A 26,953-nucleotide genomic window follows, 5' to 3' on the forward strand; every position below is an offset into this window, starting at 1 on the left:
AGTACATGATCTCTTGCGAAATAATTTTTTTGAAACTTATTATATTTCTGACATCATCTGTAACTAGCCGACTAAAACACATAATTTAATTAATTTTATCGAGCTTCTCAAAAATAGAATTCTGTGAGATATATTCTGGTACGATTTCCTTGATTAGCTCAACCAATACCATTGGGTTATGGTTAGCGAATTGGTTGGCTACTTGAGCACATAGGTGCTCAATTCGTTGCTTATTGACATCCAGTTCTTCGGTCCTTACCCTGGCGATCATAATTTTCTGATGATGCGTTTTGGTGGTGTTTTCATTGTCCGCTAGCAGCTCCTCATAGATCTTTTCACCCGGACGCAGGCCTGTCACTTCAATACCGATGTCTTCAGGATAATTATAACCTTTCAGTCGGATCATACGTATCGCAAGATCCATGATCTTGACAGGTTGTCCCATATCGAATACATAAATCTCACCGCCCTGACCCATTACCGCAGCCTCCTGCACTAATTGACAGGCCTCCGGAATGGTCATAAAATAACGCGTAATATCTTGATGGGTTACTGTCAATGGACCACCACGTTTCAGCTGCTTCTCAAACAATGGAATAACCGAACCGTTCGAGCCCAAAACGTTCCCAAAACGAGTCACAATAAAATTGGTTTTGCTCTGTCTGTTCAGTGCAGAGACATAGATTTCCGCTGCTCTCTTCGTTGCCCCCATGACATTCGTTGGGTTCACCGCTTTGTCCGTAGATACCATCACGAATTTCTCAACCCCATATTTATCAGCCATGTCGGCAAGGTTCTTTGAACCCCAAACATTGGTCAAGATAGACTCATAAGGATTCTGCTCCATCAAAGGAACATGCTTATAGGCAGCTGCATGGAATACAATCTGTGGTCTATAATGTTCAAAGACAGATTCCATAAACTGACGATCGCGAACATTGCCGACCATAAATAAAGTATCCTTGTGGCAGTTCGCCTTTAACTCCTGCTGAATATCATATAGTGCTGACTCAGCCTGGTCTATAACTAACAGCTTATCAAAATCCGTAAAGCTGATCTGACGAACCAGCTCTGAGCCAATAGATCCCGCTCCACCCGTAACCAAGATCACGCGTTCGCGCATCATTTCATGGACAACAGGATTCTCAAGTTTTATGGCCTCCCTGCCCAATAGATCATCGATCTTCAAGGTACGCAATTGTCGAGTAGCTACCTTGCCACTCATCAACCTTGCCGAAGTAGGCATGATCTTCAGCTTAACTGGCAATGGCTCTATTTGAGAAGAAATACGTGAAACCCTTTCCTTGTTGTTGTCATCCAACGCGATAATGATGCTGTCCACCTTCAGTTTCTCAACAAATTCCTTCGTCAAGCGAACCATGCTTATAATCTTATAGCCATTGATCATCTTACCGATTCTGTTGGGATTATCATCTGCAAATGCCACCACCTTTACCTTTCTGCGCGTATCATTGCGCAATAAGTTCAAGGTGGTGTTTCCCATATTGCCGGCACCAAAGATCAGCACATTCTCAACCTCACGACCGCTAAAGAAAAAGCTCTCATAGATGGTGCGGTAAAAAATCCTTGCCGCCACCAGACATACCGTTGTAAAGAATGCATGTGTAAACAATACGGCATACGATGGACGTAGGTATTCACTGATTTCCGCCGTACGCTCATAATTGAAGCGTATAACCGTTGAAACCAACATCAGCACAGCCCAAGCCGCAAATACAGCCTTGAAAATCCCCCAAGCATCCCGAAAACCAGTCTGCCTTACAATACCGCGATATGTCTTGAAATATAGAAAGGACAAGTAGTAAACAGCCCCGATCAAAATGGACTTCTTGACCATCAGCTCCACAGTGAATCTTCCCTTGAAACTATTAATCACAAAATTCGATAGGAAAAAGCAAAAAATCACTATCATCATATCGATCAGCAAGATAACCCACCTAGGGCTGTCTTTCTTGAAATACTTTCTCAGTCCAACTATGTCCATTAACTACTAATATTTTCCTTTAAAATTAAAGCCAAACCTATTTTGGGAGTAGGTCCGTGTGTCGTGTATCAAAGTAAACATCTACAAAGTTAGTGCCACAAGATGACGTAAAAATACTATCAATTGTTTTTTAGCAAGTTATGGTTAAATTCGTTAGTGTACTCTAATTAGATTGATTAAATCTTTTACAAAGATAGAAATATAAACTACGTGAAAACAATGTAATGAATAATTTAACAAGAACTTAATTTTAGATTATATCAGAAAAAAATGGGAGGTCTACCCTCCCATCTTCTTACTCTACCACTTCTTCTGTGATCTCCGATAGGAATTCACTGTCGGAACACCTCCGAGATTCCTCATTGTACACAAAGGCCCAAGCAATTAAATTCTTCCGGTCTGAGCTTGATGTCAGACTCAGCTCCATCATCAGGTCCTTGCGCTGAACCGCTCCATACAGCCAGACCAACTCCCTTTCCTTGTCCATCAGCAACACGATGACCTGGTCGGTATCGTCAGAATTGAACAGGTTCCGGTCATTGCTCCAGCTCACCTTGATCTTTCCCTCCGCAGTACTGGCCCATTTGAGGTCATGCAGCCGCAACAAAGGTCCCTTACTGATCTCTACCTTGCTGTGATCGATCCTGAAATTGGGATATTCTCCTACGATCACATCATTCAGGACATGCCCAAAAGTTTCTGAGTACACAGTTGTCCTGGTAAACCTAACACCGATATGCCCAACCTCAAATGCCTGCTTCACCATCTTCATAAAATCCAGACCTACCCTGAACTTATGTCGCTGCAGCATCTGCTTTTCCGAGGGCTCACTGCCAGTCATTTAAGTCTGTTAGTGCCAGTTATTACGGTTCAAAATGTGCCATATGATTAGTAATGATTTAGTATGTTACGGATCGATTTGTGCCATTATTAGTTTTTGAGAAACTTTTGGTTACATATTCTCTCCTTAATTTGACTTTACGGTTCGATTTGTGCCACCGTCCGTCAATCATCATCTATGTCACTACTGTCTAAACAGCAGTGGTTTACGGTTTGATTTGTGCCACTTTCTGAGATCAATAAATTACCTTGTCGCCAAAAAAAAATCAGCGACATGGCCAATATACTTGATCCAATGGACTTAAAACAGATCCTTACATTACATATTGATGGTTTGAGCAATCGTAGAATAGCCGTCATTTTGGGTATTTCACGCAATACCGGTAAATACCTATATCAAACTGTTCTCTGCCAGTGATTACCCTTTCACGTCTCTTCTGGAGTTGGACAATGCCGCTTTAGCTGAACTATTTTCTTCCTATACTACGATCGATACTGACCGTCACAATGAGCTGATGCTGTTTTTCGAGGGTGTAAACAGAGCCCGTCACCACCCTGGCTTCACATTTCTGTATCACTATCAGCAATATGTCGAACAGAGCAAAGATCCATATAGCTATACGCAGTTTCTAGAGCATTACCGCCGTAAATATCCTGTAGAAAAAGGCTCCATGAAGCTCGACCATGTTGCCGGCCAGGAAATGTTCATAGACTTTGCTGGAAAGAAGCTCCAGATCGTCGACCGTGATACAGGCGAAGTAACGAATGTTGAAGTATTTGTCGCTATTCGAACTATAAATATTGGATTAAACAAATTAAATCAAACCTTCTCATTAAACAATATAAATTTAATATTTAATCAATTATTTATCGAATAAATAATATTAAGTATTGATTACCAGATTGTTACCAAATAATAATTTGTGAAAAACATGCGCTTGTGGTCGTAAACTTCAAAAGAAAAGTCCAATGAAATAATTCATTGGACTTACGAAAAATCAAAATTAACGTGTGGATGCCAATTAATGATTCAATAAATTTATAACAAATAATTGAAACCTGTAAGTTCAATTATTTAATGTTCATTATTTTTTCTTTTTGAAAAGCTTTTTAAATTGCTTACCAATTTTAGCTCTTAATGATACTGAACTCGCATCAACATAGCCATAACCATAACCGTAGCCATAACCATATCCATATCCCCTAGCAAAGTCAACATCATTTAAAACAACTGCCATATTGCGAAGTTTGCCATCTTCATATAGTTCCTTAGGAACATTCAATAAGCGTTTATCTAGGTAATTCGCTCTAGTAACATACATAGTCAGATCTGCAAATTCAGAGATTAATAAGGTATCGGTTACTAAACTCACTGGAGCTGTATCTACAATAACAAAGTCATAATTTTCACGTCCGTACTCAATTACTTCTTTAAAGTGGCCATTCATCAAAAGCTCTGCCGGGTTAGGAGCAATATATCCTGAATAGATAATATCAAAATCATAAGGGGCAGGCTTGCGTATAATAATATTATCCACAGGCATATCCGGATTGATCAAATACTGTGTAATACCAATATTGGTATGCTGTAAATGGGATAAGCCTAGATAATCCAATACTTTTGGAGAACGAATATCAGCACCAATCAATAAAACTCTCTTACCAGACATAGCTAGAATTCTGGAAAGATTAGTAGAAACAAATGATTTACCTTCACCTGATGTAGTTGAAGTTACAAAGATTACAGCTGAATCCTTCTTTGCTCCCAACATAAAAGCAATATTGGTGCGCAAGATCCGGAATGCTTCTGCTAATGAAGACCTATCATTATCTTTAACTACTGGATCATCAGAAGCCGGAATCTCGCCTAATATAGGAGCATTGAATTTCTCCTCAATATCTTTCCTTGAATGAACCTTATTGTCCATTAAGAATTTTAGATAAAGAATACCAAGAGGTAGAAGAAATCCTATAATCAAAGATCCTAACAAAATAATTACTTTTCTTGGAGCAACAGGTTTATCAGAACCGTACGCTTCATCAATCACTTTAAGATTTGCGGGAGTAGCTGAGGCTTTAATTTCAGTTTCTTCTCTCTTTTGTAATAAGAATAAGTATAAAGATTCAACAATCTGTTGCTGCCTAGAGATGTCTTTAAACCCTCTTTCTTGATTAGGCAACTGATTTAACTTTCCTTCAAATTTATTTTTTTGACTTCTTAAAGAATTTACATTACTTTGCAGAACCTGTCTATAATTATTTAAAGAAGTACCTAAATTTGCTCCAATTTCATTAATATTTTTAGTTATATTTTGAACTACGGGATTTTCAGGTGTGGCAGATTTTAATAAATCCTCTCTTTCCAAAATTAAATCGTTATAATTCTTCACAGTATTTTCTACTGATAAATCATTTAATCCAATATTAGAAGGCAATAGTTGAGGATTAGAAGGATTTACTGCTTGCCTCATCATATCAGCTAATTGAAGTTGAGTTTCAAATTCAATTAGTTTCTTTTCGTTTTCTGAAGCATTTTGCATATATAGTTGAACTTCAGAGTTCATGTCAACCAAATTATTGTTGTCTTTATAATCAGCAACTTTAGAATCTGCCGCTGCAAGATCTTTAGAAATAATTTCTAATCTTGAATCAATAAAATCAGATGTCGCTCTAGTAAGTTGTGACCTGTCATTGGTTACATCTTTATTATATTGATCAATTAAGGAATTCAAAATCAATTCAGCTTTACTTATATTTTTGCTTTCAAGTGAAAAATTTACAACATAAGATTGTTTTTCATTATTGGGCTCAACAATAACATCCTTCATCAAATCTTCAACAATACTATTAACAGGGGAAAAACTGATGATTAAGTCATTATACAACTTTTTGTTATTTTGTGGCAAAATCATCAATTGTCCTAAGGGGGAAGATATCTTCTGACCTAAAGAGTATTTTTCTTGGTCCATTAATTTCATCATCAAATAAAAATTCTCCATTTTTCTGAGATAAAGTAAAACTGTATTTTATTGAATCTAGTTTAGAATTATTTGGATCTAAAACAACTAATTTCACTGGGGATTGTTGCTCAGTTAATTCAGAGTTTTTAACATTTCCTTTATACTGATATACAATATTTAATCGATTTTGATCAACAACTTTCCTAAATATTCTTCTAGATTTAATTACATCAATCTGGTCCATTACAAAAGCAGAAGCAGGACCTCCAGTAAGATTTGCTATTTCGGTTAATCCAGATAGCTCTCCTGTGGCTTTACTTTCGTCTTGCAACAAAATTTTTGAATCAACTTTATATATTTTATCGGCATATCGAAGATAAATCAATGCTAAAATACCGAATAACAAAACAGATACAAAAAACCACTTCCAATAATAAATATATTGCTCAAATAAATGTTTTAAATTTATTTCTTGATTTTCCTTACTTAAATTGTCTTGATTTGACGAATTAACCATTTTAATATATTGAAAAATTAGCGAACAATTACCGCAACGATAGTTATAATTAAACTTGCAATGGAAACAAAAACGGAAGTGTTTTGTGTATATTTTGAGGATTGAACTCTAGCACCATTAGGTTCCACATAAATTACATCATTTTGGGCTAGATAATATACTGGTGAATTTAGAGCATCTCGTTTAGTTAAATCGACTCTATATTCTTTTTTAACTCCATCTTCTTCTCTTATTACTAGTACATTTTTTCGAACTCCATTTATTGTCAAATCACCAGCCATTCCTAATGCCTCCAGAATTGTTATCCTATCATTTTGAACGGGAAAAGCACCAGGACGTACAACTTCGCCTAAAACAGTAATTCTGAAATTTTGAATATTTATGTTTACTCCCGGGTCAATTATATATTGGGAAATTTTAGATTTTAATAAATTTATCGCACCTACCCTTGTCAATCCAGCTAATTTAATATTACCTAATTTCGGAAAATTTATATCGCCATTTGCATCAATAGTATAAGTAGGAACAAACAAACTAGTATTTTGAAATACCCCATTTTGATATGCACCAATTTGATTGAATGGTAGCGCAGCCTTTTCATCATCTGCAGAAACTGAAATCGTTAATATATCACCAGGTTTCAAAGTAGGTGCATTTATATTAAAACTAGAGTTCAAGGCTGTTGAATCTGGTTGAAAATAGACTAAATCCTTTCTTGAAGCACAAGAAGAAAATAAACTTAGTCCAACTATTATAAACAGAAAAATACGCATATATTTATTTTTAATGGTCAGGATTATCAAAAATCAATCCAAGTTAATATAATTAATAAAATAAGTTAATAAATTTAATATTCTAACAATTTCTATGTTATTAAAAAGCTTTTAAAACTAATAACATGAGTTATTAAATTTTAAAAAATAATCCAATGGATAAGTATAATTATCTTTATCTGCATGATCTAATAAATGATCAGCAAAAACTAACAATTCACTGGTTAGGTTCTAGAGCCTTAAATACTGTACCAAACCCTGGAGGAAAATAGACCAATTTATTTTCTTCAGAATTTATTAAAATTTGATCAATCTCTGATAATTGATTCGGACAATTCCAATCATCAATTTTTTACAAAACTTAATAAAAAACTACCTGAAATAGCATAAAACCACCTTTTCTCAATCTTATGAGCCCTCCATCCTCTACTAGGATTAGTATCTGAATTTTTAATTAAATAAAAATCTTTTGACTAGAGACATATCAAAATCATTTACAAATCTAATTTGACCTCTATTATCACTTGCTATACTCCTTGGATAATTTTTATCATTTTTGAATATTTTTTAACACATATACTTTAATTATATAGTCTTTAATCCATAGATAGATTCCACTTAAAAACAATAATAAAATGATTGAAAAAGTTATTTGAATGGTTGAACTTAAACCTGAGACTAAAATAACTAAAACACCTATTACAAATTGAATTATACCATATGTAAATGAAACAAATAATTTATTCACTCCAGCTTCATTGCTTAAATATTGATATAAATGTGAACGATGTGCTTCAAATATATTTTCATTCAAAGACAATCTTCTAATTATAGTCCAAATTGTATCAATTCCATAAAGAGCCAAAAACAAAATATAAATCAAATTTCCAGTTTTTATTATTAATGCTCCAAGGCAAAATAATATAATAAAAGCTATAGATACGGAACCCACATCTCCAGCAAATGTTTTTGCTACTTTCCTAAAATTAAAATATCCAAAAACTAGTATGCTGATCATTGAAAATATCAGTAAATCCTGATCAATAAATTTTTCATAATTATTTACTATGATTAATAAAATAATTACTGTGAGGCTATAAATTGCAGTGATACCATTAATACCATCCATAAAATTATAAGCATTAATCACTCCAACAACTATAATGAAGGTAATAATTAAATAATACCAAGGTAAATCAAATACTTCTAGTTGATAAACCATTAGTAAAACAGAACCGAAATGAAATAATAACCTAATTTTATTTGACAATGTTAATATGTCGTCCAAAAATGAGATCACCGTCATTAAAGTTAATCCCAAAAAAAACCAAGGATAATTAAATCCTGAATAAAAAAAATATGCTAATGCTCCAAAATAAAATATTACACCGCCACCTCTTATTGTTACTTCTGTATGTGACGATCTTAAATTTGGCTTATCTATAATATTATATTTATCAGCGACTTTAAAATACAGCAACTCTAAAACTATAAGACCTACCAAAATCACGAAATATTCCATCTATACTATTTTTTATTTGAAAATGACTGAATAGTTTTTTTAATTCCATCTTCTAATGAGATAGGAAGTACTGTTAAATTTAATTCTTTTTTAATTTTTTTATTTGAAACCACATAAGATTCAGTAAGTTTTTTTAATCTTTCAGAATTTAATGGAAAAGAAAGAATATCGCCTAATTTGGAAATTAATTTAATAAAGTTTTTATTAACGTTCCAAATTTTTTCTTTTTCGCCTATTGCTTCCGAGATAATCTTTACTAACGCATTTGTAGAAATTGATTTATCATCTGCAAAATTATAAATCCCAGATTTAACCTCTTTATTCTCCAAAATTTGGGCTATTAAATAACATAAATTATCTATAGATAAAAATGACCTGCAATTATGAAACTTTCCTAGCGGCCAAGGAATTCCTTTTTTAACAACATTATATAGTAAGTTCAAATTTCCTTTGTTTCCCGGTCCATGAATCATACATGGGCGAATAATGAAAAGTCTTTTTCCAAAAGGAAGGTCTTTATTGAGAAGGTATTTTTCTGCTTCTAATTTTGATTTACCATAGGCAGTCTTTGGAGATAAAGGGTAATTTTTCTGTCAACACTCCGTCAACAGTATCAGCAGCAGCTTTAACTGAACTAAAAAATATAAAATCTCTGATATTAGATTTTAGAAATTTCTCGAAAATATTAATAGTTAAATCTCTATTAACTTTATAATATTCTTCATCATTTAAACTATTTGTTAGGTCATGAGCTTTTCCAGCTAAATGAATTAAAGCATCGCAATTAAAATCAAAGTATTCTTCCCAATTGTCATTTCTTAATGGCAAAGAAAGTATTTGATTGCTGCCATTAGATAAATATTCTTTTAAATTCTTACCAACAAAACCTGTAACCCCAGTAATTAAAATTATCATTTTCTAAGGAACTTATTATAAATGAACAAAACTAGTGGAGCTGGTAACAACCTTATTGGAAACTTTAAAGTTTTGTATTTTACTACATCCCAACTGCTATATGCACCTATTTGCTTTGCATAATCTAAAAATTTAGATTCTTTTTCCAAATAGTGTTTTCCACTTCTTCTTTTAATAGTAGCTATACCATCTCCAACCCTAAAATCCAAAAGTACATCTTGAATATTATAAAACTTCAAACCTGCCATCCACATTCTTAAGAATAAGGAATAATCCTCAAACAGTAGAATATCACCATTATAACTACCAGATTTTATTAAGGAAGATTTCCTCATCATTATAGATGGGTGGTTGAAAGGGGATTTTAATTTTATTTGGCTAATTAAGTCTTCATGATTTTCTGGAGAAATCTTAAATCTTTTTAAATCTCCAGGAACATTATTAAATTCTTCTATATTACTACCGACAACATCAATTTCAGGATGTTCTTCTAAAAATTTATACTGCGTTTCGAAACGATTAAACCGAGCTATATCATCTGTATCCATCCTAGCAATTACATCAAATGAACAGTGACTGACGCCAATAGATAAAGCATTACCCAATCCCCTATTTTCTGGCAATTCAATTACTTTGAAAATTTTAGGAAAGTCCTTTGTAAAAGAATTAATAACATTTTCAAGTTCATCACCTAACTTTCCGTCTTTAATTAAAACAATTTCATTTGGAACCAATGATTGATTTACAGTGCTATTTAAAGCTAATTTTAAATATTCCGGTTTTTCCTTATGATAAAACCGAAAGTAGAACAGAAAAAACCAACCATATATTTATTGAACTTTTATACTTTTACCTTTGAACATTAGTGAAGAAACTTCTGTATCCTTCATAGTTTGCTTGAATCTTTTTGATCTATTGTCTCCCTTATTCAAATTTCCCCCCCATTATATTTATATCAATTTGAGACCTTACTTTATTTACTCTTTTAAGAAATATAGGACTGCTGTCAACCGATTTACTGGCATCGGCTAAAATTGCATCGTAATTATTTAAATATTTACTATCAAGATATTTATTGCTTGTGTCGTAAAATCGAAATCTATCGCCAGTATTCTTAACATTATTTTGCAACTCAGTAATATATTTAACAATATAATTACCGGCCGGACCATAAAATTTATTACAAAAATCTTTAACTATAAAATTTGGATCCTGATTAATGTTCCAATATAATTTATTAAATAAATAAGTATATAACTCATTGAATACTTCCTCATTTCTATTAATACCTTCTAAATATATTCTTTTAACACCAGTTTTGTGATAGAATTTTAAATTTTCACTGATGACATTGAAAGTTGGATATGGCATCATTGGATTTGAATAATTGCTCACATATTCCCAAACCATTAAATTTTTTGTGAGTTCACTCCATTTAATTAGTTCATTCGAATATTTAATATTTACACCTGAATAAATATTTTGATTATAAACAGCATCTATTGGTGCAAAACAAACATATACATTTGTCAGTGGCTTGATATTAGTTGGAGCACTTAGACTTTCCTGATAGGCGAATGTACCAATTATTTTATCTGGAAAAGAACTTGCAATATTATTTATAAATTTCATCAAATCATTTGACAAATTAGAAGATTTATTTTTTCCGAAAAATGTTTTATCATCTTCTTGACCAACCATCCAATATTTTTTATTTGGCTTTTTACTCATCAATTCCTTTAAGTTTTTCTTAACCTCTTCAACTAATTTTGAATTATAAATATTTAATTGTGAAGGAGAACCTTTATCATATAAAAAGAAATCGGGATTAGACTTTAAATACTTGCTTGGAGGAATAATTGCAAAAAATGTATGACCAAAAATTCCCCACTCGGAATCAAAATTGTTTTTAAACAAATGATCATTCCCATACCAAAACCCATATAAATCTGTATAAGATATGGCATTAAAAATATCCATCCTTTCAAAGCTTGGATTAAAATATTGATTTTTTATATCGATTGTTTTTTGGTTTTCTTTAGAAAAATAAACATCATTTTTCGATAGTAATTCGATGTCCAAATACTTTTCTAAAAAACCAAATATTGAATTAAGACTTCCTCGTTCAGTTTTTTCCTATTAATAGAATATTATTTCCATCTTGACCAATGTAATAACCCCGATCGGATAGACTATTGGTATTAAACTTTGATTTAGAGTATCGAGTTTGACCAATATAAATTCCACTACTTCCTTTATATTTTTGTTCATCAATTATTGGAAAATTAATACCTGATTTTTGTTGAATATATTTTTGTAAAATGGAAGCTCCCTTTTTCAAATCCGCATTCGAATTTGATGGCAATATTATACTATAGTTTGAAGAATTTTGCCGCCATAATTGAATGGTTGAACAATTTGCTTGGAATGTTAATATGAATAAAAAAATAATTGATATGAATAATTTCATTTTATGTTTTTTTTAAAAAAGATATTAATGACCTTAAACTAATTCCTATGCCAAAGAGACAATAGTCGAACTTTTATTGCTTGTGAATTACTGGGGAAATCAAATTTATTTTCAAGAATAGATTTGTGGACTAACACTTTTTCAATTAAAGACATGTTATTTGAATAACTCCCGTGTTTCAAAAGTGAGAAATATTCTAAAGCAAAATAGGTGTAAAAACTTCTTTTTAAAGTTTCTGATAATTTTAAAACTTCCTCATTAGACTCTAATCTTTTGAAAACATTCATAGAAGTTATTCTCTTCTCCAGAAAATTTGCTTTTCATAAAAGATTCTGATTGCATTTTGGTAAACAAAGAATATCTCACCTATATAATGAATATATCTACTACTCAGCATACAGTTAATTTGCACTTCTTGATCCTCTCCAGCAAATGTATTGACATCAAAATTAATTTCATTGTCCTTCAAAATATCCTACGAACTGCAAAAGAACACATGCATTGTCTAATATTTCTTCTAAAGAATAATGTTAAGAAATCATCTCTTTTAAATGTATGATTATCAAATTCCGATGAAACTATTTTCTTAGAATTCGCTCCTTCAATTATTTTCAAAAACCAAAAGAAATAAAATCAACACTTTGGTTTTCAGAGAAAACTTTCCTTAATTCTTCAAAGATATTTCCGCTATATTCATCATCTCCATCCAAGAACATTATAATATCTCCAGTTGCAATAGAAAATACCAAAATTCCTCGTAAACGATACTCCTCTGTTTTCAGGATTCTTGAAGGCTTTGATCTCTATATGCTTTAGTCTATTAATAACTTCCCAACTGTTATCTTTCGAGCAATCATCAATTATTATCACCTCCAAATTTACATCGTTCTTTCTATTGAAAACACTACTTACCGTTCGCTCGATAAAATTTGCAACGTTATAACAAGGAATTATTATTGATATTTTTAAATCTTCATGTTTTAATTTTTCCATAGTTCATAAAATAAGTTATCCCATAACTTATTAATATTAGATTTCTTAAATCTTTGTGCCTCCATTTCAGAACCAACAGCCTTTTCCTTCATGATTTCAGGATTCTCAATAAATAGTTTTATAGCTTCACCCAATTCAATTAAATCTCCGTCTCTAACTAAAACACCATTCTTAGAACTTACTATTTCAGCAGGACCAGTGGGACAATCGAATGAAATAATAGGGAGACCAAAACCCATCGCTTCTAATAACACCATCGGTAAACCTTCAAATCTTGAGCTCATCACATAAAAAGATGCTTTTTTATAATAATTCTTTATATTCTCTGTTGAAGGTTCCAAATGAACAAAATCTAAATTATACCTATCTATTAAACCTTTTAAAAGATTTTTATCACCATAATCGTCTCCGATAATTACTACTTTCCAATTATCAAATATTTTTTTGTCTAATTTTGACAAAGCTTCCAAGTACAAATCAAATCCCTTTTGGTAAGTATATCTTCCAATAGAAATTATTGTATTCTTATTTTCTCCTGAATAATGTTCTAAATCAAATGGAATAGCATTAGGTATACAAACACAAATTTTAGGATTAAACTTCTTTTGCAAAAGTTCTTTATCTCGCTCTGTAAGAGATACCACAGCAATTTTTGAATAAAATGATTGTCTTAAAAAATTCGAGAATCTGCCTGCTATATGCATTGAAAAGTGTTCACATGAGATTACCTTTATATTGGAAAACTTTTTACTGCAAAAATAAAAAATTGCCGCAAGGAAGGAATTTGAACATATAACAGTATAATTTTCGCTAGAATCAAGTAAATTAATATAATTTTTTAATCTTTTAAATACATTTAGATAGTTTGACAGCAATGCGATCTTACTACTCCTAATTGCTTCTAAATTTAAGCTATCAATTTTTATTGGCAGACCATCTATACCATATACTAAACTCTCAATTTTCTCACATAATAAAAGTCTGACTCGATTATTTGATGAAGACGATAAATGTTCTGCAATATTATACAAAACTCTTTCTGTTCCTGCAGAGTTACTAAAGCTTTGATGGAAAATTAAATAGTTATTCATGAAATAGCCAAGATTTGTAAGGAATAAACTTAGTAGTCAAATTTGTAGATTTAGATTGAAACTCATCCATGGTAATTATGTCCCTATAATAAGTTACAATTGATATAGTCCATATAATTAAATAAACTACTAACCTAGAGGATTTCGAAAAAATAAATATTATATAGGGAAACATTAAAGCATGAAGAATTTTGTTAAACATATTTATTCTTCCGAATTCACCCAAAGATTGAACTAGTACAAACATTGAAAATGAAAAAATATAAATATTAAAGAACAAATTAAAATTGGGCAAGTTTCGCAACTTGTCCAAATTTGCGATAAAGAAAATTAAAACAAACACCCACAAAAAAAAGATTGTGGATATCAATCCCGATTCTTCATTAGTCCATTTTGTAACTTTTGTTGCATCCAAAAAAGGCAAGAAACCTAACAAATAAGATGAAATAATACTAAAAATCCCAGAGAAGTAAATCATTAAAGGACATAAAATTAACATTGTACAGGTTAATTTTGATAATTTCCAATTTCTAATGACAATAAAAACTATTAAAACAATTGCCGAATAATGAAACAAGGTAGCTATCACAATTGAAATAGCATATTTAAAACGTTTTTCTTGAATAATAAATTTTAATGCATAGAAAAATATTGATCCGGCCATAAATTGACGGATAGCTGACCATCCAGATATGTAAGCAAATCCTACATAGACCATAATTGAAATGAAGACGTAGGGAGTATATTTTGAAATATTAAAGATAAATAACCAACAAAAAACCCAGTAAAAATTAAATGAAAAATTTCAAAAGATAGACCCAAAGATTTTCCTAAGGATGTCGTTATAATATATAATGGTTCGAACTTAGAAAAAATAGTATATTCAGCAAATTGTCCCGAGAGTTCAAAAATATTTGGAACCATTAAGTAATATGTATGATAAACATAATAATCTGGTCCAATTGTTCTTGTACCTATAAATAGTGTTGATAATAACCAAATGATAAACAGAAAAATTTTCTGATTACTTTCTTTTCCAATAAAATCAAAGATTGAAAAAGCAGATATAAAAATAAAGAACAATAGATAAATTCCCATGGCTTAGTATTTCAAAGTTCAATATTACCTAATTAATTTTTAGCCAAATCCATCTCACCAAACAATAAATTGTTAAAAGAGTTCAATAAAATTTCGAAATTATCAAATTCTAAAACATCCTTTAAATATACTTTTTCCAACAACTCAGTATATTTTAAAAAATCTACTTTTGAATCTAATATATTATTAAAAAGAATCTTATCAATATTGATAATTTCTGCTCCTAATAATTCACTTGCTTTTAACATTCTTTTATAGTAATAATATAATGTTGGAATTTTAAACATTTCTTCAAAATAAAGATAAATAATAGGTTTTTTTGCTAATAATGGAAAACTTATTGACAAACTCCCATGGGTTAAAATAATTTCAGCATTTATGCATAGTTCAGCTGTAAGATTTTTTAATACAACACGATTTTTAAATTCATTTGAATAATTTGCTTTTGGATGACTGGCAATAATGACATTGTAACCAGTTTCTTTTTCTATCTTATCAAAAAAATAATTTATTTTTTAAAATAAGTGGAGGCCTTTACACTCGACAAATTACTTCGTTGTAAATCAGGATGATTAGGAAGCATAATGTCAAGAAAAACAATATATTTTTTTCCAATTAATGAACTGATTCCCTTTTTTTCTTCATAGGTTTTTATGTCAAAATAATCTAATCCAATAATATTTTCTTTTGGTACTAAAGGATAATTTTTCAAATTACCAGTAACAAATACTCTATTGGGCAAGTTAAGATGTTGCCATTTTTTGAGTAAAAAATTATTATATCTTTCTTTAATCTTTTTTATTTCTAAAAGTTTGAAAATAATATCATTAATTTTTTTTGAAGGTTCAAAAATATTGGTAGGATTATAATAAAAATCTAATCTCACCCATTTAATTTTTAAATCCTTAATTTTCTTAAAAATCTCAACTGTCTGTAATTTGAAAAACAACTCGACAATTAATATGGTTGAAAGGTTATCAATTTCATTTAAAGAACCATAAAATTGATTCAAATTATCAAATTTAAGAACATAATTTTCGGGTTTTTCGTTATTATAATTAATGTTTTTAGAATAATTCAAAACTTTACTTAAATCCCAATACTCTATAGAAATTGATCTATCTTTAAATTTTTGTATATAATAATGATCGTTTTTCCTATCATTAAATGGTTCATGTTCAATAATTATTATTTTCATTTTATAATTGCCTTTAAATCTAAGTCAGTCATATATAATTACATTAATTAGCAATTTTCTCTCATAAACTAATCAAAGTTTTTCAAATCTATTCTTGCAATTTTAACAGAAAAACTTGATGTATAATTATTTCTTTCGTTGTAAACTATATAAACGAACTTCTTATCAAAACTAATTACTGGATAAGCGTGATCACGAACAAATTGATTAAATGGTTCAATATCGCAAACCATGGTCCAAGATTTTCCTTTATCATCACTTATAGCTAAAGATAAGGGACTTCTATTACCTCCATGTACATCTACTCGAACATTATTGTTATTCCAAACCATTAATAATTTATTTGTACCTGGAATTTGCCTTATTGTTTGAGGTGAAGATGGCGAATTAAAATTACTCTCTTCAATATGCCAATTCACACCACCATTAAAACTTCGAGCAAAAATAATTCCACCTAAATTAGTTCTTATATTCATTAAAAGTTCATTGCCACCAGTTGAAACAATTCCTGGCTCTAAAAAGTCAATATTTTTATCACCAATTGCTCCCGATTTATTCCATGTCTGCCCCTTATCATCTGAAAAATAAAAAAATGAAACAATTCTTCTTTAAATGAAACACATACTGGTAAGACTAATCGATTTCCAATCTTCATCAACCTAGAATTATTTATCATTTGATACCCTTGATTGGGTAAATGAATTAATCTAGCTTCAGACCACGTTTTACCGCCATCAAATGATTCCTCCATAACTAGATCAATTTTTTGTAAGTTATATTTTACTAAATAAACTAAAATCAGATGTCCACCCTCATAGTTCAAAATCGAAGGCATTGACAAATTGATTGATCCTGGAAAATCCGAACTAATATCACCCTCTTTTTTCCAGGTTTTACCGTTATTGTAACTTGTGTATTTAATTATTTGATCCAGAGGAAAAATCTTCAATGTTTTTTGGACTGGACATTGTCACTAACATCAAAGTTGAATCTTGAACATTTATTAAGTCAGTATAAGCAAAGTTATCTGTAAGCTTACTATTATCTGGCTGCAGATAGCCTTTTTCTAATTTTACATCATAAATGCCATTTCGAATAGTGATGACTTTACCTAAATTTTCTAATTTTTTATCAACCTCTAGATTTATTTGGTCTTTTTTACAACCAATTTGTAATATTAATAAATTTAAAATTATTACAAATTGAATTCTTTTTAACTGGATTTTCATTGCATCATCAAAATTTTTTAGTACTTAAAAGTTCACTAAGAGGTTCTAAATTCTTATTATTATATAATGTTTAATTTTTTGTAAACCAAGGCATAGGATATATTTTCATGCTAAATAACATTACTATTATAAAATTAACCAGCGATACTATAACAGTTGAATAAGCTGCCCCAATTGCACCTAAATATTTAACTAAAATATATGACAGACACAATTGAAGAAAAGCACATCCTATTGTAATGCTTGCTAATTGTTTGGTCTTTTTTACAAAAAAAATATAATTCACAAATAAAATATAAAATCCATTAAAAACTTGAGCTAAATTGCCCAAGTAACGAAATCTATAGATTGAATATATTCTTTAGAAAACCAGAATTTTATAATGTATTTGGATAAAAAGGCAAAGATTAACCCTGCAATTGACAAACCAAAAATTATATAGTATGTAAGTCGAACTATTTTTCTTTTATTAAAATTTAATTGAATTTCGTCAGTGCCGGATAAAGTTTTAAATAAATAAGGAGAAAAGGCATTATTAAAAGCACTTATTAAGAAAGATACAAGTAAACCAAATTGAAAGCCTGTTGCATAAAGTCCGACTTGTTCTGAACCCCAAAAATTTGATATGTATATCCTGTCTATTCCCGACCTTAACCAAAAACTTAGCGCATGAGGTAGCAATGGAATTCCAAAAACTAGGGCATCTTTGAAAAAAATTTGTTAAATTCAAATTTTAAATAATTATTTCTGAAAAGATAAATCCAGCTATATGCTCCAAAAAGAATAATAGCTATTGCCATTCCGATTATTCTTCCCTCCCAACCCTTATTCAGAGTAACTACTAATATTAAAGAAAAATACTATATTTACTAATGTATTTCCTATTCCATAAATTCCAAAATTTAAAGATCTTTCTTCTAATCGCCAAATAATTAAGTTAATAGAACTGATCATATTAAACAAAGCCATTATTAAACAAAGGATTTGATATTTAAAAGGAATCTCTAGTAACTCATTAATTGATTTATTTATAATAAAAAATACAATAAATAGAAAAATAAATGATCCAAGTGAAATAAGAAAAGAATTAAATATATAAACAGGTAATTCAAACTTTGAAATTCTATGATAATTTACAGAAATTGCTCCATCCATTGTTAATAATACAAGCAAATTTAAAATGCCTGCTAAAACCCCAAAATTAGCCACTAAACCATAATCTGACGGCAATAAATAATGGCTTAGAATGGGCAAAATAAAAAAAGGAACTGCCTTGTTTATTGCATCGCATATAGTATATATTAAGCTAGCTTTTAATAAAGGATGTTTTAAAATATTATTTATTTTTTTCATCTATTTAACAAACTCTTATACATTTTTTAAATAGCAGTCCATCCACCGTCAACCATTAAATTATGTCCAGTAATAAATGAAGAATCATCAGACAATAAAAAAGAAACTGGAGGTGCTATTTCCTCAGGTCTCCCCATCCTTTTAAGAGGGGATTTTTGTTCGTATTTTTCAATAAAAGATGGATGTTGCTTATCAATTATTTCCGCCTGGAGATACACAATTCACGCGTATATTATATTTACCAAAATATGAAGATAAATACCTAGTAAAATTAATTAAGCCGCCTTTTATAGCGGAATAAGCTGCAGGAGAAGTTCCACCATAATCCTCATAGATAGTAAAATCATTTCCAACAACTCCATAGATAGAACCAATGTTAACAATGGAACCTTGCTTTTCTTGTTTCATATGGACTAGCACGTGTTGAGTTAATAGAAAAACACAGTTTAATTGCATGTCAATGTTTTTTTGCCATGATTCATATGAAATATCCTCAAATTTTGCACCCCAATCAAATGTCCTCGGATAGGCATTATTCACTAAACCATCTATTTTACCATATTTTTTAAAAACTTCCTCAACTAGTTTTATGATAGAATCTTTATCGGTAAGATCACACCCGTATTTACCTGCCTCCCAGTTCGTTTTATTATTGATATCTACGTCTATAACAATAGCTCCATCTTGCAAACATTTATCTACAATATGCTGCCCAATTAAACCTGCTCCACCTGTTACAATTATTACTTTATCTTTTAATCTTCTAAACATAACTTTAAAATATTATAAGCTTCTTTAATATTATTCATATTTTTGCTCTTTTTTTTCCAAACTTCATTAATAAAATACTTCATTTGTGGTTCATAAGTATCTTTTATCAATTGATTAGATTTAAAAATTAAACTAGAATTCCAAAACACTTCATTTTTTAATAAGTCTACATCAAACACACCATCATCGCAAATAATTTCAATGGTCCTTTTAGATATTTTTCGATAGTAATTGAGAATTACATTTGCACAAAAATTATCATAGAAAAACAAGTAATTAGCGTAATCAAATGCAGTGATTTTTAAAGATGAATTACTCCTAAAAGTTTTTATTACATCTTTCGGAAATCCAAATAAATAAACTAAATAATCTATCTCATGTATTAAATCTATATGAACACCTCCTCCTAAATCTTTATTTGCACTATAAATTTTTCTAAAATCAATATCAGGTCTCCAATCTGGTAGAAAAGATCCACAATAGATATTCACCTCGTTGATTACTTTATTACAAATAATATTTTTCAAAAATTTAATACAATCCAAAAATCTTAAATTACAAGCAACATAATTTGGAATTTTATTATCAATTAATTCAGAAATTAAATCTTCATGATTTAATTTATTAAACAATGGTTTTTCAATAAACAAAGGAATTTTTAAATCTTTAAGCAATTCAATTGTGTTTGCATGTTCAGAGGTAGGATTAGAAATTATAGCAAAATCAAAAAATTGTTCCGAATTAATTTCATAAACATTTTCAATTCCTTCTAATGTAGTAACACTTTTTCCTTTCCTTCTTAATGCAGAAATTTCAATATTAAGATCAATTTTCCTTAATGCATCAATGTGTTTATTTGCAATTGAACCCAATCCAACTATTAAAAACTCTCATTCTATATTAAATTCTAATTTATTATTAGCCATAAGAAATTCCATAAACTCAAAATCAATCAAATGATCCAAATCAAAACAAATATGGTTCATATTATAAATTAAAGATTTATTAGTTATGACTCCATTGAGATTTAAATCAAAATACTTACGATTATAAATATAAAATGACGCATTTAATTCATAAACATTCGGTGCCGTTTGTCTAGAAAGTGTAGTTGTGGCTAACCTCTTTGATAATTGATAAAATCCGTCATCTGATTTTTCAACCATGTTAAAGTATGGATTTTTGTTTGCTTTATTAACCGAAAATAATGTTAAAGCATCACTATTCTGCTTTATAATTGAAAATGCTTCTAGAATGTCTTTAGTAGTTCTAAGTGGAGAACTAACATCTAAATCTAAAATAAAATCAAATTTTGTTTGATATTCAGATTCAGAAAATTTTAATAAGTCTTTTATAGCATCCACTTTACCAGCACTATCAGTTGCTAAATATTTCTGGTCTTCTGTAATTCGTGGTAAGTCCTATTTTTTTAGCTGTCGATAATATGTCTTCATCATCAGTGGACAGTTCAATTATTGAATCATTATAAATTGATACTATATTTTGTTGCAATTCTAAAACTGTATTCAATTAGAGGAATCCCATTAAGTAATTTAATATTCTTTTGAGGAATCCCTTTTGATCCTCCCCTTGCGCAAAGTGTTATTAAAATCTTCATTTCTTTATATCTTTAATAATTAGATTAGGAGATTGGTCCAAAAACTATTGAATTTGAAGGTATATTTGTATCTTTAATGTAAGTATTAGCCGATAATAAAACATTATCTCCGATATTAGAGTTTCCCAAAATTTTAGAATCTGAATACATTTTTACATTATTTCCAATTGTGGGATAATGACCTTTATTTCCTCCAACTGTACATCCTTGCATAGCAAAAAAATTGTTACCATAAGTTGCCCTCCCTAAAATAAGACCTATAGGATGTTCAAAGAAAAACACTTCAGGTAATCTAACCTCACTGTAAATATCAACACCATGCATAATTTTATTCAAATAATAAAATTTATCCTTTAAGGGATGATTCATTAAAGAAAACTCTAAACTGAAAAAATATAAGTAAGCAAGATATTGTCCTGAATGGGTATAGGAAAAATAAGCAATTCCATCACTATTGAAATATTTATTATCAACTCCAGAAAAACATGTCCTAACTCTATTTAAAACTGGTATATGAACTGACTTAATTAATTCTGACTCAGACTCATCAATAATAAAGAAATTCCTTAATCTATGATGAAGATTATTAAGTAAGTCATCCAAACTTAAATCACTTTTAAGATTCTCTATTAATATCATAATCGAATATGTTTAATATCTTCTTGTGCTTTTTTAAAATCTTCGTGTTTTCCTATATCCAACCAATAACCATTTATTGGATAAGTCACTAATTTTAAATTCATTTCTAAAATTTTATCCATTAGATCGGTTATATCAAAAAATTGATCTTCAGGAATCATTTTCAGGATATCTTTTTTCAAGATGTATATTCCAGCGTTAGAATAATAAGTATATCTAGGTTTCTCTTTTAATGATTTAACAGCATTAGAATCATTTACTTCTAACACAGCATAAGGAACATCTACATGATATGAAGTTGCAGCAACTGCCATATCAGCTTCACTTTCTTTAAATGTCTTGAAGAAATCTGCATAATCTATATTAGTAAGTAGATCTGAATTCATTACAATAATGTCTTCATGATCAAAATTATCTACTAATAAAATCGAACCAATAGTTCCGAGAGGCTTATCTTCTTTAACATATTTAATATTTAAAGATCTATCATTTCCATCCCCAAAATATTCAACTATCTGCTCGGCTAGATAATTAACACTTAAATGAATATTCTTAATCCCGACATTTTTTAAGCGGTCTATATTATATTCAATTATTGGTTTCCCTCCGACTTTTAAAAGAGGCTTTGGAGTTGTTTCAGTTAATGGTCTTAACCTTTTTCCTTCACCCCCTGCCATTAAAACAGCATCAGCAGGTATTAAAGTACTTCTTGTCCTAAAATTTAGAATGTCAACAATTTGGTTTTTTTCATCTAAGATTGGAACTACTTTAAAATTTTTGGCTTTATATTCTTCAAGTTTTTCCATGCTATATTCGTTATAACAAATATATTTTGGGTTTTTTTGAATAAATGAGGTTAATGGATCTTCAAAACCCTAAGCCTTTAATAAAGCCCCTCCTCAAATCACCATCAGTCAAAGATCCTAATAGTGTTAGATTTGAATCTACCACAAAAAGGATTGCATCAGATGCTAATAGATCAAGTTTTATCAAACTTTCTCTAACTGAATCATTTTGATTTATTATATGTTTATTAACTAGTTCCATGTCAAATTATTGAATTTCTTAATACTGTTAATATTTTTATTAGACTTGATTACTCGTAATATTTTGGAAGCTGCACCTCCATTATTATATGGATTTATTACCTGTTTTAAAGATTCCTTAAATTCTAAATCTTTAACTTTTTCAAAAGCTTTATTTATATCTTTAATATTGCAATTACAATTCACAATACTTTTTGCTTGAGTTTCTGCCCTTTTGTCTATCGCCAATATTAATAGTGGCAATATGTAAAGATGGTGCCTCTAAAATTCCACTTGAACTATTGCCGATAATTGCAGTAGAATAAGAAAGAAATGATTAAAATCGGAGAGCACCTAAAACTATGAAAAGCTTTAGCTTTTTCATGATTTTTTGGCCACATATGCATCAATCATTTTGATTGATAATTCTCCCATCTGTATCTGCATTTTGCCTTGGTAAAAACGGAACAAACTGTCCTTTTGACTATCTATAGATTCAAAGTAGGATCTTAAATTGTTCGGCAGAGCTAAGGTCTCCTAAAGTTTCAGGATGAAAAGTAACTTGGTAATTGTATTTTTTGAATTTATTCCTAATTCTTCTTCCAATTCACTTTTAGTTAACAATTGAAAATCACGAATATTATCTAAACCTATTGCACCAACATGAAAGACATTCTCTTCAGGTTCGCCCATTTGTATGACTCTTTGCCTATATTCTTCAGTTGATACAAAATGGAGATGACTCATTTTAGTAATAGAATGCCTTTATCGCATCATCATATGCTCCTTCAGTAATTTCACCTCCATGTAAATGCGCTACAGGAATTTTAAATATTGTGGCAGCAGAGACAACAGACAACATTTCATATCGATCTCCCAAAACACAATTAAATCAGGAGTTAATCTTTTAAAAGAATCTGCGATAGAAATCATACATACCCCCATAGTTTTTGCAATTCCAGTTGGAGTATCAGAAGACATTAGCATTTCTACTTTATCTGATATAGTAAAACCATCCTTTTCGATTAATTGGTAAGTCAATCCAAACTCCGGCGATAAATGAGCTCCTGTTGCAATAATCTGCAACTCCAATGAATCATCATCCCTAATTTTCTGGATTAAGGCTTTAGCAATCCATATTCTGCTCTAGTTGCTGTTACAACACAGATCTTTCTTTTCATATTTCTATAAGCTCATCAGATTCAAAATCTCTTCTTGCAGGTTTTCCAATTACACTGTCCCAATCCATAGGAGAAATACCGGATCCTGGACGTTTAACAGTTATATTATCTTCGCTAAATATTTCTCCCATCTTGATATCAGTTTTAGCGACAATACTTTTTCTGGCAATTTCCATATTCTTTCTTTCAGACTCACTAGGTTCTTTTATTCCAGATCCAGAAATCGCTTTTTCAATATTTCTGATAGCTGAGACCATTGCTTTTAGTTCTTGTGGCTCTAATGAGGCAGCATGGTCAGGACCTTCCATTTTATTGTCCAAAGTAAAGTGCTTTTCAATAATTTTTGCTCCTAATGCTACCGCAGCAGTCGGCACCTCAATACCAAGGGTATGGTCTGAATAAACCTATTTTCTGTACCGAATTCTTTTTCAATTGCCAACATAGCCTTTAATTTACATCTACCATTGGCGTAGGGTATTCAGTATTGCAATGAAGAATTGTAATTTGATCATTTTCAATTCCTTCATTTTTGAAAATTTGAACTGCTGCAGAAATATCTTCCATAGTACTCATTCCTGTTGAAAGAATTACTTTATTAAATAACTTAGCTGCTTTTCGTAAATAAGGTAAATTTGTTATTTCACCTGAAGGAATCTTTACCAATTCCAAACCAATTTCTTTTAAATACTCCAAAGAATCTAAATCAAATGCAGTAGAGAAAAAATTAATATTTCTTTCTTTGCAATAAGCGATTAATTTATCATGATCCTCATGGCTCAATTCAAGTTTCTTTAACATGCTCAATTGAGAATCTTCATTATTTTTAGTATTTTGAATCTGATAATCAGCTTTTTTAGCATTCTTAGAAACTAATTTATCCGCTTTAAAAGTTTGAAATTTTATATAATCAACCCCAGCATCTACTGCAGCATCTACTAATTTAAATGCATTATTTAAGTCACCATTATGGTTTACGCCTGCTTCTGCAATAATTATTATCTTACTCATTATTTTATAGTTTTGGATGGGTTGCCAGCAATTATATAATTATCTGGAACATCTCTGATAACCACCGAACCAGCTCCAATAATTACATTTTTCCCAACTTTTACACCCTGTTTTATAACTGAATTTGCTCCAACAAAAGTACATTCCCCAACTTTTACATTCCCTGCTAGAACAGCTCCTGGCCCAATATGGACAAAATCAGAAATTTCACATTCATGCTCCACAATACTCCCCGTGTTAAGAATACAATGATTGCCAATTCTAGCTTGAGCATTCACACAAACGTTTTTATTTATGAAATTACCATTTCCAATAATTACACTTGTACTAACTAATGCACTTCTATCTATCACATTTGTAAAATCAAATCTATGACTTAAATTCGAACAGATTTTTTTACGTATATTATTATTTCCAATGCATAAGATAAATTTAACATCGTTATTAAAAGCAAAATCTGGATCTGCTTCATTCCCTAAATATTCGATTCCATAAGGATTATGATCCATTTTTTTAGTATCACAATATCCAATTATGGCAAAATCACTTAATGCTGACTCTAATACCACATAAGCATGACCTGAATATCCGATGATGGCAAGTTTATCTAACACTACTTGGAATATTTACTATTCTTTCTTCTAAAAATATTGCATTTTTTTGCTGATCTCTTTGGCAATTTTCATACATCGGAAGCCTGAACATCAAAGTCCAAATAGGTCGGGTCATCACAGAATTCTCATTGGATATTTTTAAAAAATTATCCCTTTCTGCCTTGTCGCCTAATTCTAAACACATTAGCCAATAATTAACTTTTGTGTCAGGAAGTTCCTCTCGGAATTTAATGTTTATTGATTTAAAAAATTCAGCATATTCATGAGCCAAATTTCTTTTATCCTCTAAAAATTTAGGCAACATTTCTAACTGTGCACACGCTAAGGCTGCATTTAGATTAGGCATCCTGAAATTATATCCTAATTCATCATGAAAAAATTCATAGGGATGTGGTCGTTTGGCCGTTGTTGTCAGGTATTTTGCATGCTTTCCAAGTTCAGCGCTATTTGTAACAATAGCTCCACCTCCACCACAGGTTACCGTTTTATTTCCATTAAAAGAAAATCCTCCTATCAATCCAATAGATCCCGTGTGTTTACCTTTATAATAGCTTCCTAAAGACTCTGCTGCATCCTCCACAACTGGAATTCCCCACTTATCACAGACTGTAATCAATTCATCTAAATGAACCGGAAAACCAAAAGTGTGCATAGGCATACATGCAGCTATTTTTTTTCCCGTTTTTTTGTTATATGTACCATCATCCCTAAGCTCCCCGAATTCTTCTAAAAATTCAGCTACCGCTTTTGGAGCCAATCCCATAGTATCCAAATCGACATCTAAGAAAATTGGTTCAGCATGATTGTAAGCAATTGCATTAGCCGTCGCGATAAAAGTTAAGGCTTGTGTAATAACCTCGTCACCAGCTTTTACTCCTGCTAGCCTTAAGGCTACTTGTAGTGAGGAAGTTCCATTTACAACTGCAATAGCTTTTTCAACCTCCACAATATTTTCCATCATTGATTCAAACTGATCTACATAAGCTCCAACTGAAGATACAAATGTAGAATCAATGGTTTCATTTAAATATTTTTTTTCATTACCCCTAAATCTAGGAACATGTAATGGAATAAAATCATCCGTCTTATATTGATCCTTTATAAAGGATAATATTTCATTTATCTTTTGCATG

At 30.5% G+C, this 26,953-nt stretch carries 35 protein-coding genes and 3 pseudogenes; 2 read left to right on the top strand and 36 right to left on the bottom strand.

Annotation, left to right across the window (positions count from 1 at the left end):
- Positions 1 to 85: 85 nt before the first annotated feature.
- Together FGL31_RS20920 and FGL31_RS20925 are read right to left on the bottom strand one after the other, a co-directional pair.
- Entirely contained in the window at positions 86 to 2,005 is a 1,920-nt protein-coding gene (locus tag FGL31_RS20920; protein WP_138094230.1) for a polysaccharide biosynthesis protein, read from the bottom strand.
- Positions 2,006 to 2,300: 295 nt separating this feature from the next.
- Positions 2,301 to 2,846: a DUF6266 family protein gene (locus FGL31_RS20925; protein WP_138094232.1), complete on the bottom strand. Its 546-nt coding sequence runs from the start codon at positions 2,844 to 2,846 to the stop codon at positions 2,301 to 2,303.
- 273 nt (positions 2,847 to 3,119) lie between these two features.
- Between FGL31_RS20925 and FGL31_RS26975 the strand changes: the two genes are divergently transcribed.
- Complete coding sequence (locus tag FGL31_RS26975; protein ID WP_232047047.1) at positions 3,120 to 3,263, top strand: hypothetical protein; 144 nt, start codon at positions 3,120 to 3,122, stop codon at positions 3,261 to 3,263.
- 25 nt (positions 3,264 to 3,288) lie between these two features.
- On the top strand, positions 3,289 to 3,723 hold the full coding sequence (locus FGL31_RS26980) for a hypothetical protein (RefSeq protein ID WP_232047048.1): 435 nt from the start codon (positions 3,289 to 3,291) through the stop codon (positions 3,721 to 3,723).
- A gap of 207 nt (positions 3,724 to 3,930) precedes the next feature.
- Here FGL31_RS26980 and FGL31_RS20935 read toward each other — a convergent pair whose 3' ends face one another.
- The 34 genes and pseudogenes from FGL31_RS20935 to FGL31_RS21070 all read right to left on the bottom strand — a co-directional run bounded on the left by FGL31_RS20935 (position 3,931) and on the right by FGL31_RS21070 (position 26,952).
- Entirely contained in the window at positions 3,931 to 5,814 is a 1,884-nt protein-coding gene (locus tag FGL31_RS20935; protein ID WP_232047049.1) for a GumC family protein, read from the bottom strand.
- On the bottom strand, positions 5,738 to 6,322 hold the full coding sequence (locus tag FGL31_RS26985) for a Wzz/FepE/Etk N-terminal domain-containing protein (protein WP_232047050.1): 585 nt from the start codon (positions 6,320 to 6,322) through the stop codon (positions 5,738 to 5,740). Before FGL31_RS26985 ends, FGL31_RS20935 begins: the two co-directional genes overlap by 77 nt.
- Positions 6,323 to 6,339: 17 nt before the next feature.
- Positions 6,340 to 7,095 carry a polysaccharide biosynthesis/export family protein gene (locus FGL31_RS20940; RefSeq protein WP_138094234.1) on the bottom strand — a complete coding sequence of 252 codons (756 nt, stop codon included), beginning with the start codon at positions 7,093 to 7,095 and terminating at the stop codon, positions 6,340 to 6,342.
- Positions 7,096 to 7,645: 550 nt separating this feature from the next.
- On the bottom strand, positions 7,646 to 8,617 hold the full coding sequence (locus FGL31_RS20945; RefSeq protein ID WP_138094236.1) for an MraY family glycosyltransferase: 972 nt from the start codon (positions 8,615 to 8,617) through the stop codon (positions 7,646 to 7,648).
- Positions 8,618 to 8,622: 5 nt separating this feature from the next.
- A pseudogene (locus FGL31_RS28485) lies at positions 8,623 to 9,147 on the bottom strand (Rossmann-fold NAD(P)-binding domain-containing protein); the annotation flags it as partial.
- 22 nt (positions 9,148 to 9,169) lie between these two features.
- On the bottom strand, positions 9,170 to 9,532 hold the full coding sequence (locus FGL31_RS28490; protein ID WP_262709199.1) for an NAD-dependent epimerase/dehydratase family protein: 363 nt from the start codon (positions 9,530 to 9,532) through the stop codon (positions 9,170 to 9,172).
- Complete coding sequence (locus tag FGL31_RS20955) at positions 9,529 to 10,362, bottom strand: glycosyltransferase (protein ID WP_138094238.1); 834 nt, start codon at positions 10,360 to 10,362, stop codon at positions 9,529 to 9,531. The genes FGL31_RS28490 and FGL31_RS20955 overlap by 4 nt, the downstream gene beginning before the upstream one ends.
- 94 nt (positions 10,363 to 10,456) lie before the next feature.
- Positions 10,457 to 11,614 (bottom strand): glycoside hydrolase family 20 protein, encoded by a 1,158-nt coding sequence (locus FGL31_RS20960; RefSeq protein WP_138094240.1) that lies wholly within the window; start codon positions 11,612 to 11,614, stop codon positions 10,457 to 10,459.
- Positions 11,615 to 11,657: 43 nt separating this feature from the next.
- Positions 11,658 to 12,002 (bottom strand): hypothetical protein, encoded by a 345-nt coding sequence (locus FGL31_RS20965; RefSeq protein WP_138094242.1) that lies wholly within the window; start codon positions 12,000 to 12,002, stop codon positions 11,658 to 11,660.
- 696 nt (positions 12,003 to 12,698) lie between these two features.
- Positions 12,699 to 12,995: a glycosyltransferase family 2 protein gene (locus tag FGL31_RS20970; protein WP_138094244.1), complete on the bottom strand. Its 297-nt coding sequence runs from the start codon at positions 12,993 to 12,995 to the stop codon at positions 12,699 to 12,701.
- Positions 12,983 to 14,086 (bottom strand): glycosyltransferase, encoded by a 1,104-nt coding sequence (locus FGL31_RS20975; RefSeq protein ID WP_138094246.1) that lies wholly within the window; start codon positions 14,084 to 14,086, stop codon positions 12,983 to 12,985. The genes FGL31_RS20970 and FGL31_RS20975 overlap by 13 nt, the downstream gene beginning before the upstream one ends.
- Positions 14,079 to 14,858: pseudogene (locus tag FGL31_RS30170) on the bottom strand (EpsG family protein); the annotation flags it as partial. The gene FGL31_RS20975 and the pseudogene FGL31_RS30170, both read right to left, overlap by 8 nt.
- Positions 14,859 to 15,216: 358 nt before the next feature.
- The gene (locus FGL31_RS20990; RefSeq protein ID WP_138094249.1) at positions 15,217 to 15,531 is read right to left on the bottom strand and encodes a hypothetical protein; all 315 of its coding nucleotides are present in this window, start codon (positions 15,529 to 15,531) and stop codon (positions 15,217 to 15,219) included.
- A 161-nt stretch (positions 15,532 to 15,692) separates the two neighbouring features.
- Complete coding sequence (locus FGL31_RS20995) at positions 15,693 to 16,382, bottom strand: hypothetical protein (RefSeq protein WP_138094251.1); 690 nt, start codon at positions 16,380 to 16,382, stop codon at positions 15,693 to 15,695.
- A gap of 68 nt (positions 16,383 to 16,450) precedes the next feature.
- Positions 16,451 to 16,984 carry a sialidase family protein gene (locus tag FGL31_RS21000; protein WP_138094253.1) on the bottom strand — a complete coding sequence of 178 codons (534 nt, stop codon included), beginning with the start codon at positions 16,982 to 16,984 and terminating at the stop codon, positions 16,451 to 16,453.
- The gene (locus FGL31_RS21005) at positions 16,897 to 17,331 is read right to left on the bottom strand and encodes a hypothetical protein (protein ID WP_171017753.1); all 435 of its coding nucleotides are present in this window, start codon (positions 17,329 to 17,331) and stop codon (positions 16,897 to 16,899) included. The genes FGL31_RS21000 and FGL31_RS21005 overlap by 88 nt, the downstream gene beginning before the upstream one ends.
- Positions 17,300 to 17,611, bottom strand: a complete 312-nt coding sequence (locus FGL31_RS21010) for a hypothetical protein (protein ID WP_138094257.1) — start codon at positions 17,609 to 17,611, stop codon at positions 17,300 to 17,302. Before FGL31_RS21010 ends, FGL31_RS21005 begins: the two co-directional genes overlap by 32 nt.
- Before the next feature lie 318 nt (positions 17,612 to 17,929).
- A complete protein-coding gene (locus FGL31_RS30180) occupies positions 17,930 to 18,328 on the bottom strand; it encodes a lipopolysaccharide biosynthesis protein (protein WP_138094828.1) in 399 nt (132 codons plus the stop codon).
- A gap of 108 nt (positions 18,329 to 18,436) precedes the next feature.
- The gene (locus FGL31_RS21025) at positions 18,437 to 18,964 is read right to left on the bottom strand and encodes a lipopolysaccharide biosynthesis protein (RefSeq protein ID WP_138094259.1); all 528 of its coding nucleotides are present in this window, start codon (positions 18,962 to 18,964) and stop codon (positions 18,437 to 18,439) included.
- 26 nt (positions 18,965 to 18,990) lie between these two features.
- Positions 18,991 to 19,101: an SDR family oxidoreductase gene (locus FGL31_RS28495; RefSeq protein ID WP_262709200.1), complete on the bottom strand. Its 111-nt coding sequence runs from the start codon at positions 19,099 to 19,101 to the stop codon at positions 18,991 to 18,993.
- Positions 19,102 to 19,156: 55 nt separating this feature from the next.
- Entirely contained in the window at positions 19,157 to 19,735 is a 579-nt protein-coding gene (locus tag FGL31_RS21030; protein WP_197734350.1) for an SDR family NAD(P)-dependent oxidoreductase, read from the bottom strand.
- On the bottom strand, positions 19,720 to 20,616 hold the full coding sequence (locus FGL31_RS21035; protein ID WP_138094261.1) for a Gfo/Idh/MocA family protein: 897 nt from the start codon (positions 20,614 to 20,616) through the stop codon (positions 19,720 to 19,722). The genes FGL31_RS21030 and FGL31_RS21035 overlap by 16 nt, the downstream gene beginning before the upstream one ends.
- 9 nt (positions 20,617 to 20,625) lie before the next feature.
- The gene (locus tag FGL31_RS21040) at positions 20,626 to 21,099 is read right to left on the bottom strand and encodes a glycosyltransferase family protein (protein ID WP_197734351.1); all 474 of its coding nucleotides are present in this window, start codon (positions 21,097 to 21,099) and stop codon (positions 20,626 to 20,628) included.
- Positions 21,100 to 21,218: 119 nt separating this feature from the next.
- Positions 21,219 to 21,353, bottom strand: coding sequence for a cytidylyltransferase domain-containing protein (locus FGL31_RS23975; protein ID WP_232047053.1), 135 nt, complete (start codon positions 21,351 to 21,353; stop codon positions 21,219 to 21,221).
- 24 nt (positions 21,354 to 21,377) lie between these two features.
- Positions 21,378 to 21,992, bottom strand: coding sequence for an LbetaH domain-containing protein (locus FGL31_RS21045; protein WP_138094263.1), 615 nt, complete (start codon positions 21,990 to 21,992; stop codon positions 21,378 to 21,380).
- A complete protein-coding gene (locus FGL31_RS21050; protein WP_232047054.1) occupies positions 21,989 to 22,798 on the bottom strand; it encodes a nucleotidyltransferase family protein in 810 nt (269 codons plus the stop codon). Before FGL31_RS21050 ends, FGL31_RS21045 begins: the two co-directional genes overlap by 4 nt.
- A gap of 61 nt (positions 22,799 to 22,859) precedes the next feature.
- The gene (locus tag FGL31_RS26990) at positions 22,860 to 23,039 is read right to left on the bottom strand and encodes a CBS domain-containing protein (protein WP_232047055.1); all 180 of its coding nucleotides are present in this window, start codon (positions 23,037 to 23,039) and stop codon (positions 22,860 to 22,862) included.
- 174 nt (positions 23,040 to 23,213) lie between these two features.
- Positions 23,214 to 23,330 carry a hypothetical protein gene (locus FGL31_RS30185; RefSeq protein ID WP_197734408.1) on the bottom strand — a complete coding sequence of 39 codons (117 nt, stop codon included), beginning with the start codon at positions 23,328 to 23,330 and terminating at the stop codon, positions 23,214 to 23,216.
- A 224-nt stretch (positions 23,331 to 23,554) separates the two neighbouring features.
- Positions 23,555 to 23,764, bottom strand: a complete 210-nt coding sequence (locus FGL31_RS28500; RefSeq protein WP_197734352.1) for a UDP-N-acetylglucosamine 2-epimerase — start codon at positions 23,762 to 23,764, stop codon at positions 23,555 to 23,557.
- Position 23,765: 1 nt separating this feature from the next.
- Positions 23,766 to 24,109: pseudogene (locus tag FGL31_RS28505) on the bottom strand (UDP-N-acetylglucosamine 2-epimerase).
- Between the two features lie 85 nt (positions 24,110 to 24,194).
- A complete protein-coding gene (locus FGL31_RS29400; protein ID WP_317131103.1) occupies positions 24,195 to 24,572 on the bottom strand; it encodes an N-acetylneuraminate synthase family protein in 378 nt (125 codons plus the stop codon).
- Positions 24,573 to 24,645: 73 nt separating this feature from the next.
- A complete protein-coding gene (locus FGL31_RS29405; RefSeq protein WP_317131104.1) occupies positions 24,646 to 25,206 on the bottom strand; it encodes an N-acetylneuraminate synthase family protein in 561 nt (186 codons plus the stop codon).
- Positions 25,206 to 25,820: an acetyltransferase gene (locus tag FGL31_RS21065; protein WP_138094264.1), complete on the bottom strand. Its 615-nt coding sequence runs from the start codon at positions 25,818 to 25,820 to the stop codon at positions 25,206 to 25,208. Before FGL31_RS21065 ends, FGL31_RS29405 begins: the two co-directional genes overlap by 1 nt.
- Positions 25,810 to 26,952 (bottom strand): LegC family aminotransferase, encoded by a 1,143-nt coding sequence (locus tag FGL31_RS21070; RefSeq protein WP_138094266.1) that lies wholly within the window; start codon positions 26,950 to 26,952, stop codon positions 25,810 to 25,812. The genes FGL31_RS21065 and FGL31_RS21070 overlap by 11 nt, the downstream gene beginning before the upstream one ends.
- Position 26,953: the final 1 nt, after the last annotated feature.

Source organism: Sphingobacterium daejeonense (assembly GCF_901472535.1).
In the GTDB taxonomy this organism is placed as follows: Bacteria; Bacteroidota; Bacteroidia; order Sphingobacteriales; family Sphingobacteriaceae; genus Sphingobacterium; species Sphingobacterium daejeonense.

Coding starts and splice junctions, on each gene's coding strand:
- FGL31_RS20920 (WP_138094230.1), bottom strand. CDS start 2,005: ATGGACATAGTTGGACTGAGAAAGTATTTCAAGAAAGACAGCCCTAGG.
- FGL31_RS20925 (WP_138094232.1), bottom strand. CDS start 2,846: ATGACTGGCAGTGAGCCCTCGGAAAAGCAGATGCTGCAGCGACATAAG.
- FGL31_RS26975 (WP_232047047.1), top strand. CDS start 3,120: ATGGCCAATATACTTGATCCAATGGACTTAAAACAGATCCTTACATTA.
- FGL31_RS20935 (WP_232047049.1), bottom strand. CDS start 5,814: ATGGACCAAGAAAAATACTCTTTAGGTCAGAAGATATCTTCCCCCTTA.
- FGL31_RS26985 (WP_232047050.1), bottom strand. CDS start 6,322: ATGGTTAATTCGTCAAATCAAGACAATTTAAGTAAGGAAAATCAAGAA.
- FGL31_RS20940 (WP_138094234.1), bottom strand. CDS start 7,095: ATGCGTATTTTTCTGTTTATAATAGTTGGACTAAGTTTATTTTCTTCT.
- FGL31_RS20945 (WP_138094236.1), bottom strand. CDS start 8,617: ATGGAATATTTCGTGATTTTGGTAGGTCTTATAGTTTTAGAGTTGCTG.
- FGL31_RS28490 (WP_262709199.1), bottom strand. CDS start 9,532: ATGATAATTTTAATTACTGGGGTTACAGGTTTTGTTGGTAAGAATTTA.
- FGL31_RS20965 (WP_138094242.1), bottom strand. CDS start 12,002: ATGAAATTATTCATATCAATTATTTTTTTATTCATATTAACATTCCAA.
- FGL31_RS20970 (WP_138094244.1), bottom strand. CDS start 12,995: ATGGAAAAATTAAAACATGAAGATTTAAAAATATCAATAATAATTCCT.
- FGL31_RS20975 (WP_138094246.1), bottom strand. CDS start 14,086: ATGAATAACTATTTAATTTTCCATCAAAGCTTTAGTAACTCTGCAGGA.
- FGL31_RS20995 (WP_138094251.1), bottom strand. CDS start 16,382: ATGAAAATAATAATTATTGAACATGAACCATTTAATGATAGGAAAAAC.
- FGL31_RS21010 (WP_138094257.1), bottom strand. CDS start 17,611: ATGAAAATCCAGTTAAAAAGAATTCAATTTGTAATAATTTTAAATTTA.
- FGL31_RS21025 (WP_138094259.1), bottom strand. CDS start 18,964: ATGAAAAAAATAAATAATATTTTAAAACATCCTTTATTAAAAGCTAGC.
- FGL31_RS28495 (WP_262709200.1), bottom strand. CDS start 19,101: ATGGGGAGACCTGAGGAAATAGCACCTCCAGTTTCTTTTTTATTGTCT.
- FGL31_RS21030 (WP_197734350.1), bottom strand. CDS start 19,735: ATGTTTAGAAGATTAAAAGATAAAGTAATAATTGTAACAGGTGGAGCA.
- FGL31_RS23975 (WP_232047053.1), bottom strand. CDS start 21,353: ATGAAGATTTTAATAACACTTTGCGCAAGGGGAGGATCAAAAGGGATT.
- FGL31_RS21045 (WP_138094263.1), bottom strand. CDS start 21,992: ATGATATTAATAGAGAATCTTAAAAGTGATTTAAGTTTGGATGACTTA.
- FGL31_RS21050 (WP_232047054.1), bottom strand. CDS start 22,798: ATGGAAAAACTTGAAGAATATAAAGCCAAAAATTTTAAAGTAGTTCCA.
- FGL31_RS26990 (WP_232047055.1), bottom strand. CDS start 23,039: ATGGAACTAGTTAATAAACATATAATAAATCAAAATGATTCAGTTAGA.
- FGL31_RS28500 (WP_197734352.1), bottom strand. CDS start 23,764: ATGAGTCATCTCCATTTTGTATCAACTGAAGAATATAGGCAAAGAGTC.
- FGL31_RS29405 (WP_317131104.1), bottom strand. CDS start 25,206: ATGAGTAAGATAATAATTATTGCAGAAGCAGGCGTAAACCATAATGGT.
- FGL31_RS21070 (WP_138094266.1), bottom strand. CDS start 26,952: ATGCAAAAGATAAATGAAATATTATCCTTTATAAAGGATCAATATAAG.